Here is a 13443-nt window from a genome sequence, read left to right on the forward strand (position 1 = left end):
TTCTTGAATATAACACCAACTTAAGATACATAAAACTACTAGATACTGTATATACATGAAGTCTACATAACATTTCATTGTCAAAATTTAACATTAACTTTCTGGTCTAAAACTTTATTTTAATAAAAATTCTTTTCCCTAAATAAACACTAATTTTGCCCATAGAAAAATCCCCTCCATAGTAAACAGATTAATGTGCTTTCTTTTTACTGTCTACAATAAGGGGGATCATATCATCGTGCCACCTTCTTTTTTTATATCACTCTTTAATCCCGCTATTCGTGGGCAGTAAGTCCCCCACTGACGGACACTTTCTTTCGTTTAATAATATTTCAGTTCACTCTCCGGTGTTTGTACAATCACAGGACTTTTAGCAGGATTTAACCATCTTAAAACAGAAAGAACATTTTCCCTAGATGTTGCTGTGCAACCGTATGTATACATATCTGAAATATGGAAGAAAATTGCTGAGCCAGCTCCAGCTATTCGTTCTGTATTATAGTTAACCACAAACCCATAATCATATTGAGGAATATTCATATTTTCGGCACTGCTCCAACGGCCATTTGCTGGTTTTTGCTGCCACGTGTTATATAAAGATGAATTAGAATCATCCACCCAAACATCATTTGATGTAATTTGTCGATATGGTAGTTTTGTTCCTGGATTACCGTAGCGACCAAAAGCTGTTCCAATTGTATATTTACCGCGCGGAGAACTTTTTCCTCCTTCTGCCATTGTATAAGCAAATCCATCACGTCCAATATATCCTTGCATAGCAGCATACACTGGATACCATTTATTATTTCGCTTCTCGAATGTTTGAATTTCTGCCTTACTAGTTCCATAATCATTTGCCGTCACAAGAATAAGCTGTTGATTTTCTCCTATTGTATATAAATAGTCAGCATCATTGCTTGCAACCCATACACCGCTATTCTCAAAGTAATACCATGCCCCGCCTATTTTATTCCAACCAATCTCCATTCCACCATTGCTATTCATATAAAACCAATTCGTTCCATCAAAATACCAATCTGTTTTCATTACGCCATTACTCTCAAAGTAATACCACGTTCCTTGAATCTTTTTCCATCCTGTCTCCATTCCACCATTGCTATTCATATAAAACCAATTCATTCCATCAAAATACCAATCTATTTTCATTACGCCATTACTCTCAAAGTAATACCACGTTCCTTGAATCTTTTTCCATCCTGTCTCCATTCCACCATTGCTATTCATATAAAACCAATTCGTTCCGTCAAAATACCAACCTGTTTTCATTACGCCGTTACTCTCAAAGTAATACCACGTTCCCTGAATCTTTTTCCATCCGCTTGCCGGCACATTATTCACATAGTAATACCAATTGTTTTGTTCAAACACCCAGCCATCTTTTACGACAATTTGCTGATTTCCACCTGTCTTTACTTCTGCAAAACTTTGTATAGGTGCTATTAATAAGCTTCCTGCTACACATATTGATGCAATCATTCGCTTCATTACATTTCTCCTCTTTTTCTTTACAGAATATACACTTACATGTTTAAAATATCTAACAGAAAATTTTTCTAGCATCCTATGAAAAATGCTAGAGAATCAAAACCACATTGCTAATTTTTACGAATTTCTTTCTTCTATAATAGAATGGAAAAGAAACAGCTAGCAAGAAGGATTTTAAAACTCCTTTGCATACTAATGATAATGGTGATTTTATTCCTTATTAACAGATAATAAGGAATAAAACCCTTACAGAAAGAAATGTTTTGATACTTTTGTAACATTTTTGTAACACATTTGCAATAAAAGTATTGAATTCGTTTTATTAGTTAGATATATTAGTAGTAGGGAAAGGCATTTTTCTAAAAAAGGAGCAGATTACTATGAAAAAACAAATCGTTAGTATGTTATTTGTTGCAGGTATATTGTTTAGCGGAATACAACCTCATGTTTATGCAGAAACAAATAAACAGTCTACTCCAATAACAGGTTGGGTACAAAAACAACACGCATGGTATTACTACATAAATGGAAAAATGGAAACCGGATGGGTAAACACAAATAACAATTGGTATTTCCTTGAAAAAAATGGTGTCATGAAAACTGGATGGTATCAAGAAGGACCACATTCGTATTTTTTAAATAAAGATGGCGCTATGCACACTGGATGGCTAAAACAAGATGAAAAGTGGTACTTCTTCAATAAAAACGGTGCTATGCAGTATGGGTGGGTTTCCGATAGTGGGAAATGGTACTTTCTTGGAAAAGATGGTGTCATGAAAACTGGATGGCATCAAAACTCACCATATGATTGGTACTACTTAAATAAAGATGGCGTTATGCACACTGGATGGGTTCTTGATCAAAACAGATGGTACTTTTTAAATGCAAAGGGTATTATGCAAACGGGTTGGGTACTCGACCAAAACAAATGGTACTTCCTTGATAAAAGCGGTGCAATGAAAACTGGATGGTTTGTCGACGATCAATTACAATGGTACTATCTCGATAAAGACGGTGTATGGAATCCTGATGCAAAACCAACTTCTATTCTATACAACGTTCAAGGAACATGGTCAGAACAAGAACTACCGACGAAACCACCGTATATCGGCCCAGCTTTCACAATGATGAAGATTAGTCCTATTTCTGAAAACGAAGCAGTTGTCGGTGTATCTTCTTATTCCGATAACGCTGAAGATATAGCATATATAGACGGTACTGTAACATTCAAAAATAATAAAGCAACTTTAATTTTTGATCAATTTGGTAAACAAGGTCAAATTGATATTGAAATCGTAGATGGCAAAGCATTGTTAAATATTAAACTTCTAAAAAGTTCGGATGAGTGGAACTTAATTCAAGGGAAACATACATTGCCTATTTATAGAAGATAAGATTTCATAAAAAAGAGGAGAACCAATATATGAACTGTGCCATATAAAATGGACAGTTTAATAAAAAGACCTTTAAAAATTAAGCACTTAAAAGATGGTTCCGGTATTGTACCGGAGCCACTTTTTTTGAGAGTCCATTGATAACGATCATAATTATAATCTTGTATATAATTCTCGATTACTAGTTGAAGAGATCGGAATGTTTGACAACACTTATAGTCTAATTCATCTTTCATATGACCAAAAAAGGATTCCATTGAGGCATTATCTAGACAGTTCCCTCTACGTGACATAGACTGTCTCATACCCATTTCCTTTACACAGCGCTGAAATTCCGGGTGCGTGTAATGAAAACCCTGATCTGAGTGTAAAAGTGCTTCAGGATGAATCATATCTCCTAATCTATCTTTTAATTTGTCTAATGTTTGATAGACGATAGCCATTTGTAAAGAAGGGGAAACATGATAAGCTAAAATCTCTCGTGTCGTACTATCTTTTACGCAAGATAAATAAGCTTTCTTTAGCTTGTCATCAGAAGATAGCTGTTTTGAGGAAGGGCCACCAACATTTCCTTTTCCGCGTCGTTCTGTATGGAAGCCTTCCTCTTTTGTCCTCTTTGTCCATGTATAACTATTAAAGTATTATATTATGATGATATTTTCTTCAATATTTCTTTAGACTGAATATCTTTTCTAATGAACAATCCAGTGTATAAGAGGAATGTGCCAATTATCACAATGATTCCAATGTAAACGGACATTATCGTAGGAATCAAGAAAGCACCAACGATAATGGTAATTCTTGCAATCAGGTCCGCACCAATATCTGATAGACCTGCAAAAGCTGAATAAGATCCTCTTTTATCAGCCGGAATCATATTAGCTTGTTCTGCATTTCTGACAGGCGAGTAGACAAGTTCACCAACAGTAGCAATAAAATTAAAAATAATAAGTACGTACCAAGTGTTTGCAGATGTTACTGTTACATATCCTACACCATAGAGAACCAGACCTAAAAGTAACGCCTTCTTTTCACTTAAACGATCTGTAAATTTATTCACAATAAACGTCAAACATACCACTAAAAGCATATTTTGTATGTTGAGAATACTCAGCATCCTTACTCCTACTATTTCAAAGTTCCCAACGTTTATTGTATTAAATGTTTCTGAAAGTCGTATACCTATATAGCTATTTAAGGAGAACTCTGCCGCAAATATGCATGTAGATCCTATTACAACTTTTAAAAATGCTACATCTTGAATAGCAATTTTATAGTTTTGGATTAGATCCAATACTATATTTTCATGTTTTGGTTCTAAGAAATTATTAAATTCAGCAACTAACCACAATTTATAGGTAATTGGTAGTGTAGCAGAAACTAAGGTTAGTAATATAAATAACTCTTTTTGGTGATTAATGTATAAAAAACCACCTAATGCAGCACCAATTGCCATCGAAAGATTCATAAGCCAATAGTCAATTGTATAAACAGCCTTTCGATTTTCTGGTGTAGTTGAATCTATTATTATAGCGTGCATGGATGGACGACCAAGACTGCTAGATATTACAAAACCTACATAAGCAATTGCAAATAACCAAATCAACTTATCTGTAGGATATAAACTTAAGGTCATTAATAAAAACATTACAGCACTAGAAGAAGAAGTTAACAATAAAAATTTCTTCCGTTGAAAGCGATCGGAAATGTAACCTCCAATTAAACTTGAAAAAAAACTTAAAATAACAGTCGAGATTAAAAATAACCCGGCCCATACTTTATTTATTTCTTGAGCAAAAAACAATGCCATGAAAGGCATTACTGCTGATGTAACAGCACGATTAAAAAATGATGTAATTAAGCGTACTTTTATATTTTGCTCAAAGTCTTTCCAATTCATAGTATCTCCTCCTTTTATCTAATGTTATATTAAACTAGACTTATCAAACTAAAAATGGACATATCTAGAAAAATATGTCTACTTATAGAAGGAGATAGGAAAATGGATAAAAATTTATTGGATCTATGGCAATCATTTTCTTCAGGACACATAAAAATAAAAGACCTAGCAGACTTTTTAAGTTTAAGTACAAAGCAAACAGTACGTTACTTACATAAATGGATGGATGAAGGTTGGCTAATTTTCAATTCTGGAAAAGGAAGAGGACACACTTCCTCTCTTCAATGGCTTAAAAATATAGAACAAATCTATGAGTCACAAGTGATGGAGTTTATGGATCAACAACCTGTTGAAAAAAGCAGTAAATATTTACTATATAATTGGTCTCCAAACAGTAAACTACGTTTGATGACTAAGTTTCACTCAAAATTTGGCTATATACATAATTCGGATGATAAATTAATTATTCCTAGAAGAAAGCCCTTTTTAACAACACATCCACTAGAGGCTGCCGATGTACATAGTGCACACATTGTCGCAAACGTGTTCAATCGACTTGTTTATATGGATGAAAAGGGGAACATATTTCCTGAAATAGCTCATAGTTGGGATTTAACTCAATCTAAGCTTAGACTATACTTAAAAAAGTCCATAAAATTTCATGATGGATCCATCTTAACAGCGACTGACGTGAAACTATGTCTCTCAAAACTACGGAGTCATAAATACTATAAAGACTTATGGGCACCAATAGAGAAAATAGATATTGTATCACCATTAATTATTGACATACATTATCCGGATGGTTGTAGCTATTGTTTACAAATGTTATGTATGATAAATACAAGCATTTATAAAGAAAATAACGGTGTAATTGTGGGAACTGGTGGTTTTTATATAGGAGAGAATAACCAGGAAAAGACATCATTGATAGCATTTAATGATTATTTTCAGGAAAGACCATTGCTAGATACAGTAGAATTCATTCAGGTTCCTATAGAATTTGATACTATTTATCAATCTTCCAAGCGCAACGAGAACACTTCCACCTTTCAAGTAGAAAGAAATTCTGGCTTTGGCGTTATAATTATGAATGCCTGGCGTAATTCATCTATTCAACGAATCGATGTTCGTAACTACTTACATTATATTATTACTAAGAATATCAATCATATCCATGAATATGACTTTAATAAGATCCCCAACCCTACAAGTTGTTTGAAGGAAATAGATCATCAAATCGATATGCGACAAAAATCACGCCCCGCATTTAAAGAACCACTTATTATAAAAGCTACTCAGTATACAGAAAAACTGACAAAGTGGTTAATGAATGTCTTAGAAAAAGAAAATATACCTTTTCTAGTCAAATGGGTTCCTTTTGAAAGCTATCTGAGAGATGAAAAACTTAATGAACAAGTTGATCTCTTTATTCATGGTGAGGTATTCGAGATGAATCAAGAGATATCATTTTATTATTTTCTAACAGCTAGATATTCACCGTTGGATAAGATTGTAAAAACAAATGAAACAATAAAAAAACACCTTGATAGATACAAACGTACACATTTTGAGGAGTGGCCCTCATTAAATAAAAACCTTGAAAAAGAACTGATAGAATCCTCTATTATGATTCCCTTATATTATGATAAATGTCAGATTCCTTTTTCATCAGATCTAACGAATATTAGGATAAAATATTTTGGATATGTGGATTTTTCTCAACTTTGGGTAAGGCCTTTAATTTAAAAGCTACAAGAAATCTGATACACCTATAATAATTATCACCCTATTTGAGGTACGGAATCATCGCCATCAAGTTAATAAAAATCCTCCAGATGCTGAAAGCATCTGGAGGATTTGGGGACCTCATTTAGCGAGTCATATTTATATTTTTTTGGATGATTAATAACCTTTGTGTCCATGGCTATCAAATTTATAGGTTTTTCCGTTAATTTCAACCTTGGTATCTGTATAAATTGAACCATCCTGTTTAGCATAATACGTAAAGTACCCGTAATAAGGGAAATGATACCCACCACCAACTTGGAACCATCCTATCTTAGCTGCTCCAGATTCATCGAAGTAATACCATTTACCATCGATTTCTTGCCAGCCCGTTTGCATTACGCCTTTATCGTCATAATGGTGTATCTTACCATCAACTTTATCGAACCCTGTTAGCTTAGCTTCTCCGTCATGATTAAAATAATATCTTTTTCCGTCAATGGTTTCATGTCCATCGAAAGTATAGTGTGCGCCGTCTTTGAAATGATATTTCTTTCCATCAATCGTTTTCCAACCAGAATAAGTAGCTCCTTCTTCTAAGCTATAATAGTGGATTGCATCCTTCTCGCTTCCATCCGGTTGAGGGAAAGCTCTCTTTTTAGTCACTCCTAATTTTCTAATAGCACCGTTTTTCTCAAAGGCTACTTGTTTCTCGTTAAAAATAACAGTTGTAGGAGTAATTAGTGCGTTTCCATTCAGATTAGAAGCTCTCTCAAGCACGCCTTTGTCAGAAAAATGAAGAATGGCATTTTGATCTTCTAGACGAAGTTTATTTTTAGTAGGTTGGTAATTTTGGAAATAATAAATTTTACCATCGATTTCCCGCAAACCTTCTTTAACCAACGCTCCAGAAGCATCAGAATAGTAATTATCTCTCCATGCTGATCGTTGCAAAGCACCAGAATCATTAAAGTGATAGTACTTACCCTCAATTTGTGAATTTATTCCTGAAGCCATCATGTTAGACTCCGGATTAAAATAATACGTATTCCCCTCAATTTTCTGCCAACCCTTCAAGAGAACTCCTGAAGCATCTGCATAATACCAACCGGGATTTTGCGTACCTTGGTTTACCCAACTATTTTTAATCAATTTTCCAGTAGAATCATATGCAGTCCATATAGAACTATCACCTTTATCATTACTTCTGAACTCTATTCCGTCATAATTCTGTTTCTCATTTTCTTTCCCAGGGTACCATGCTCTTAACCAGTTATGAATTTCATTGTTAGTTTTTGCAGTGAAACGAATTTCGGATTTGAAACTCCAATCAGTACCAAATTGTTGAACATAAGAATTACCAGCCAAACTTACTCCATTCTTGTTTTTCAAATAGAACTGGAAATTATTGTCATTAGAATTGCCGGTCTGAACAAGTTCAAACACTTCATCATCACCAATCGAATCAGAATATTGAAGTGCATTTCCTTCTTTCCCTGAAAGATATTTTGAACCTGTTTTTACCAATACTTTATTCGTCCCTTTTTTATAGGGGATAATTTGATAAGGTTTACCGTCATTTAATATACTAAATGGTAGTGTAATAGGTGTCTCTAGGATTTTTGTAGAATCCGCCAATATATTAGTTGACCGGTTATTAAAATCTGCACGAGCTTCAGGGTTATTCGTAACATAATCAGAAAGAACTTCTCTGCCTACTGGATGTGAAGTCAATGTTGCTATCTTCTTTTCTTCTTCTGTTAAATAAGAGAAACGGTCCACTCCTAAACCTTTAAAGCCGTCAAGAGAATTTGGTCCAAATTTTTTCTTATAAAACTCGTCAACAAGTCTTGGGTTTTGACCGGATGTTTTTTCTACATATATGGTCTTAGCTTGATTCAATGCAATCCCAGTCTTTCCCTCGTCTAATTGCGCTTGTGTAATGTAAAGAAGATCGTGTTCTGAAACAGATCCTGCATCAGGATTTAAATCTACAATGGTACCAGCTTCTGTAATCTGAAGCTGCTGTCCAGATTTTAATTTGTGAATTTCACTTTTTCCATTTGGATAAAGTACCTTAATCGTTTTAGTAAAATTTGTGTCATTTTTCGTATGGTGCATAGAAATATTAAACTCCCCAGATTTAAAACTAGGAGCTCTGTAAGATATATTCTCTGAATAGCGAGTAGTATCACTAGGGTTTGGACCATCCTCTGGAGATATTCCAAGCGCTTCATAAATGTCTTTCACTATACCTAATGAAGTAATCGTCACATCGAGTACGGTACCTATCCCTGCGCTAGCCTTGTTTTCTGCAATAGGAGCTACTGAAAAAAGAATACCTAATGCCGCTGCGGTAGGAATGACTTTCTTTCCAATTCCAATTGTATTAAATTTTTTCTTCATTTTTATTGTCCTCTCTTAGTAAGATTTAGCCTAGATTGCTTACATGTAACACTGTAAAAAATAAATATATAAAGACTGTTGTATGTTGATTTTAAAATATAAAATCAATATTTATAAGTTCATCTTAGTTTAAATACCTTTCATCTTTCTTGCGAAAATGTTACAAAACTCTTTCGTTAACATCTTATAAAATTCCGAATTTTATAAGATATTCTGTATTTTTCAGCTTGGCCTCATTTTTATGTTCTTTCTTACTTTTCAAAATAAGCCGCACCAAAGTTTTCATTAAATCTCTTACACCATATAGAAACCGAACCGTATGTGCTTACATCTATCCCTTCAGGAATTTCATAGTTTTGGTCTCCTTTGTTTCCCTTTAACTTTCCTAATTCAATATACTGATGGTTTTTAACATCTTCATTATTTTTCAAACGATTCGTAGGAACTAATACAACTCGAACATCTGGCCCATTAGAAGTTGAAAAATTTGAAAGTCGTAAAACACGTTTTCCATCCCCTAATTGATGGATCGTTGCCGTTCCAGTTGTTTCATGAACACCGTTTTGAAACTGACCTGTACTTATTACTCGTTCTTCTTGTTGTTTTGTTTTGTTTGATTGTATTTCTGTTTGTGGCAATGCTTCATTCACTTGCTTATCAATAAATAATTTCTCGGGGCGGAACAATGACCATAAAATCCCCCCAACAATTATGGAACCTCCTATAAGCAATACATATTTTCTTTTCATAAAGTAAAAGTCCTCCTGTAGTATACTGTTTAATGGTATAGTAACAAGAAAGTCTTTCATTTCTATAATATAAATATTACAAAAGTCTTTCAGCAGTCTTATTTTTTTCTGATGTGATGGGAAGAGTAAACCAAAATTCACTTCCCTGTTTGCCATCTGAGCGATCTCTCACACCAATTTCTCCTAACTCTCCATATTTGCTTCTTAACTAAAATCAAACTGGTATCGTTTCATAGCATACCGTTAGAAGCCTTTTTAAAATTCATCGGTTAAACATAGAAGAAGTAGACACATTATTGTTAACATAAATTAGAGACTGAAATTCGCTTGTTTTTCATTCATATTGGTTGAACTTCTTTAAAGTCAAGGCTCTTTCGTATAGATTGTTGTTTTTTTGTGATAAAAATAAGACCTCGGATTAAATCCAGGTCTTAGGTATTTATGAACGCTTTCTTCGTATGGCGATATTAATCTTCATCACGACTTCCAATTCCAAACAATAATCTAATTAAACGTACAAGATAGAATCCTCAAATCAGCTTCGCGAATGTAAATATTTACTAGAATTCTATTTTTTGTGTATATTAGAATTTAGAATGTTCTTGCATTTTCTAATGTTTTGTTTGATTTGCTGATTTTCAAAAAAATAAATCTCTGTACCTGACCAAACAAAAACCCAACACACTATGCTTAAAACTCCTGCAATATAGGCATGATTGCTTGAAAGCTTCAAGTATATCAACCCAACAATAATACCAACTACAAACAAAACAATAGCCTTATTGACATTTCTAGCATATGTATATTCCTCTTCGTTCAAGATGTTAGAAAAAGTGTTACATGTGGCAGTCTTCAATAACTTTTCGTCAAAATCATTCTGACCTAAAAAAAATATTTCAACTTCTTTTCTTTTGCCACTGCGTAGCTTTGACAAAAGAAAATCTTCAAGGTCAGAGCTTAGGTGAACATCATCTGAGCTATAATATCTTGAAAACGGAGTATCAGTTTCATCTAAATAGATATTTATACTTAATTCATCTTTCATGTTAACCCTCCTTTAACTCCAATGTACTAGTTGAAAGTCAACCTTTTATCAGTATGGTCAAGATAGCATCAATTCTTACGAAAACAGTGAAAGTCAAAGAAAGACTTTTGTAACAATTACGAAAGAAATTTGAAAGGGGTTTAAATTAAGATAAACTTACCGATATTAATTTAAACATGTTGGTAACAGTATATTTAGAAAGTAAGGAACAAAGTCATGAAAGAAAAGATAAAAAGAAGTATAAAAAAAATCTCCCCTGTAGGAATAGCGATGGGAATCTTATTCAGTTTCAACCCAATTACAAAACATAAAGCGAAAGCAGACGTTAATACAAGAGAAACGACTCTTACCACATTTGGAGATACCTATGATACGTTTCTAAAAGAGCCTTTTGTTATTCTTTTATCAGAACAAAGTGCTAAATATGATTATACAGCTAACAATGAAAACCGTGCTTACAAAGCTCCTACTTTTAACAAAGGAGAATTTGGTATTAGTGTGTATGATTATTATAAGAACCAAAACTTTTCTAAAAAAATTAAAGTTTTCTATGAAGATGGGAAAGTTGAATATAAAACGATAAAACATGGTCAACAACTTCTGATTAAGCAAGCTGGTATAATAGTGGACTTAACTCCCCATGCCTCAGATCTATATGAACATGATACGTATTATATTACACAAAAACAATTAGATGCAGGGAATACTGGTATTGCGCTGACGAATTGGCAAACATATTACTTAAAAAGTGACAATAATGGTCAAATGAATGGTCCTTTAGCTCTAAAATATATTAAACAGGAATTTCCAAATATAAAACCAGGTAGTGCTTCTTTTGACCTAAATAAACTTTTTCATGCACTACCGGGAGAGAAGCGAAAACTCGCAACAATAACTTCGAATCCAGTAAAAGCATCTGGAATTTTTAGTTATACCTCTGATGAGCTTGCTGAGATAAAAAAACATAAACTCGCCGTCGTTACACAACATAAAAATAAAAAAGAAAGTCCCAGGTGAATGAATTCATTAAGAAGTTAAACAAAAACATTGTTTTTTGGTAACCAATGTTTTTGTTTAACGTAAAATTTTCTTTTTTTGATACGATAGCCTCTAGAAGCTTTACAAGCATTTTTAACGAGTAACGAATCAACAAGCCAATTTTCTGTACATTAAGGAAATTGGCTTGTTCTTTGTCTAAAGCTACTTAATGCTTTGATCTCGACGCTTTGTTATATAAGGGGTCCCGTCCCATCGCCATCAACCTAAAGTTTTGATTTATCCCCATAACGACAATTTTATGCATCGATGACACAAAATGCTTATTTTAAGTTGTTCACGATGACTTTCTTTAATGTGTTAATTAATTTAAAAACAATTAAGAAAACCACTACTATAGCTAAGAGTGGTTCTTATATATCAAACCTAATTAATTGGTATATATTTCTTGAATCCCTTACTTATAGTTCCATTATAACCATTTTTAGCAAAGAATTTATGTGCTTCTATTCTAGTTGTACTACTTAATAAGATAATTCTTGTGGATCCTCTTGCAATTGATATTTGCTCTACATGCTTTAGTAACTTTTCACCTATCCCATTACCTCGAAAATCTTCATTTACAATCACATACTCTAGAACAGTATATGGTCTAAATTGGTATCCTGGATCAAGACAAAAAGTCATAAATATACTTCCTTTAACTTTACAATCTTCCTCATAAACAAATAAGAAATTATTAGAATCATTCCTTATCTGCTCAATTCTTTCTGGTAAAACCTTAATGTTTTTACTATGCGGTGCTAATTTTTTATATAAATTTTCAATTACATTACTGTCTTTTGGTTCAGCTTCACGAATCATATAATTACCTACCTTTTGTATTAACATATCAATATTTCATTTTATCTTAACATTCTGATTATATTATATCCTAAAACAAGATCTTTTTGGTATAATTTGGACAAAGAGAGGATAAAAATGAAGAGGATAGGAATAATTGGAGCTTGGCAACCTGAACTCAATTATTTACACGAAGAATATCCGAGTAGAAAAGTTCGTAAAATTGCCGCATGGGAATTCTATCATCATAATATTAACAATTTAGAGATTATATCCGTTATAAGTGGTGTCGGAAAAACAAACTGCTCTAGTTGTACACAATTACTTATATCAGAGTTTCATCCTGACGAAATATATATGACAGGAATTTGTGGAAGTTTGTCAGATAGCATCAAGGGTGGAGAAATTGTCATTGCAAGACAAATGCTCCAACATGATGTTACGAATGCTGGAAAAGACGATGATGTGTGGGACCTATATACTGGCAGAACATCCATTATTGATGGCAATAATTCTATATTTAGTGATTTTCTTAACTTTGCTATCAATACCAGTGAACATAAAATCAACAATGGGATGGTTATATCGGGAGACCAACGTATTAGAGAAGATGCTTTGAGACTATCCTTAAGCAATACCCATAATGCTATTGCTGTTGACCAAGAAATAGCATCTTTTTCATATGTTTCTTATGTTAATAAAATACCATTCCTATGCGTGAAGTCTGTATCCGACCAAGCAGATAATAAAACTATTGAAGACCAAAAAAGATTTAAGCTCTTAGCATGTAAAAATTCATGTAAATTATTAATTGAGTTTCTATTGAGATAGGACTCAATAAGATCACTAAATGAAAGTAAACTTTTTATTATTAGT

Annotated in this window: 10 protein-coding genes and 2 pseudogenes; 4 read left to right on the top strand and 8 right to left on the bottom strand. The window is 33.2% G+C overall.

Features of this window, described 5'->3' with window-relative positions; genetic code table 11:
* Positions 1–321 precede the first annotated feature (321 nt).
* Positions 322–1506, bottom strand: a complete 1185-nt coding sequence (locus tag C564_RS0122780; RefSeq protein ID WP_018766964.1) for a hypothetical protein — start codon at positions 1504–1506, stop codon at positions 322–324.
* 380 nt (positions 1507–1886) lie between these two features.
* On the opposite strand from C564_RS0122780, the gene C564_RS0122785 reads away from it, so the two are divergent.
* Positions 1887–2900: an N-acetylmuramoyl-L-alanine amidase family protein gene (locus tag C564_RS0122785; RefSeq protein WP_018766965.1), complete on the top strand. Its 1014-nt coding sequence runs from the start codon at positions 1887–1889 to the stop codon at positions 2898–2900.
* Between the two features lie 79 nt (positions 2901–2979).
* Here C564_RS0122785 and C564_RS33725 read toward each other — a convergent pair.
* Together C564_RS33725 and C564_RS0122795 are read right to left on the bottom strand one after the other, a co-directional pair.
* Positions 2980–3415, bottom strand: a pseudogene (locus tag C564_RS33725) (transposase); the annotation flags it as partial.
* 131 nt (positions 3416–3546) lie between these two features.
* The gene (locus C564_RS0122795) at positions 3547–4800 is read right to left on the bottom strand and encodes an MDR family MFS transporter (protein ID WP_018766966.1); all 1254 of its coding nucleotides are present in this window, start codon (positions 4798–4800) and stop codon (positions 3547–3549) included.
* A gap of 102 nt (positions 4801–4902) precedes the next feature.
* Between C564_RS0122795 and C564_RS0122800 the strand changes: the two genes are divergently transcribed.
* Positions 4903–6549 carry an ABC transporter substrate-binding protein gene (locus C564_RS0122800; protein ID WP_018766967.1) on the top strand — a complete coding sequence of 549 codons (1647 nt, stop codon included), beginning with the start codon at positions 4903–4905 and terminating at the stop codon, positions 6547–6549.
* Positions 6550–6705: 156 nt separating this feature from the next.
* Here the strand turns inward: C564_RS0122800 and C564_RS0122805 are convergent, their stop codons facing one another.
* The 4 genes and pseudogenes from C564_RS0122805 to C564_RS0122820 all read right to left on the bottom strand — a co-directional run bounded on the left by C564_RS0122805 (position 6706) and on the right by C564_RS0122820 (position 10728).
* Entirely contained in the window at positions 6706–8934 is a 2229-nt protein-coding gene (locus C564_RS0122805) for an N-acetylmuramoyl-L-alanine amidase family protein (RefSeq protein ID WP_018766968.1), read from the bottom strand.
* A 251-nt stretch (positions 8935–9185) separates the two neighbouring features.
* Positions 9186–9683, bottom strand: a complete 498-nt coding sequence (locus tag C564_RS0122810; RefSeq protein WP_003202815.1) for a DM13 domain-containing protein — start codon at positions 9681–9683, stop codon at positions 9186–9188.
* Positions 9684–9759: 76 nt separating this feature from the next.
* Positions 9760–9867: pseudogene (locus tag C564_RS38480) on the bottom strand (sensor histidine kinase); the annotation flags it as partial.
* A gap of 384 nt (positions 9868–10251) precedes the next feature.
* Complete coding sequence (locus C564_RS0122820; RefSeq protein WP_018766970.1) at positions 10252–10728, bottom strand: hypothetical protein; 477 nt, start codon at positions 10726–10728, stop codon at positions 10252–10254.
* A 216-nt stretch (positions 10729–10944) separates the two neighbouring features.
* On the opposite strand from C564_RS0122820, the gene C564_RS0122825 reads away from it, so the two are divergent.
* Positions 10945–11745, top strand: coding sequence for a hypothetical protein (locus C564_RS0122825; protein WP_018766971.1), 801 nt, complete (start codon positions 10945–10947; stop codon positions 11743–11745).
* A gap of 405 nt (positions 11746–12150) precedes the next feature.
* On the opposite strand, the gene C564_RS0122830 is transcribed toward C564_RS0122825, so the two are convergent.
* Positions 12151–12588 carry a GNAT family N-acetyltransferase gene (locus C564_RS0122830; protein ID WP_018766972.1) on the bottom strand — a complete coding sequence of 146 codons (438 nt, stop codon included), beginning with the start codon at positions 12586–12588 and terminating at the stop codon, positions 12151–12153.
* Positions 12589–12705: 117 nt separating this feature from the next.
* On the opposite strand from C564_RS0122830, the gene mtnN reads away from it, so the two are divergent.
* Positions 12706–13398, top strand: coding sequence for a 5'-methylthioadenosine/S-adenosylhomocysteine nucleosidase (gene mtnN, locus C564_RS0122835; protein WP_018766973.1), 693 nt, complete (start codon positions 12706–12708; stop codon positions 13396–13398).
* The last annotated feature ends 45 nt before the right edge of the window (positions 13399–13443 follow it).

Origin of the sequence: Bacillus sp. 105MF (genome assembly GCF_000374885.1) — a bacterium.
Classification (GTDB): domain Bacteria; phylum Bacillota; class Bacilli; order Bacillales; family Bacillaceae_G; genus Bacillus_A; species Bacillus_A pseudomycoides.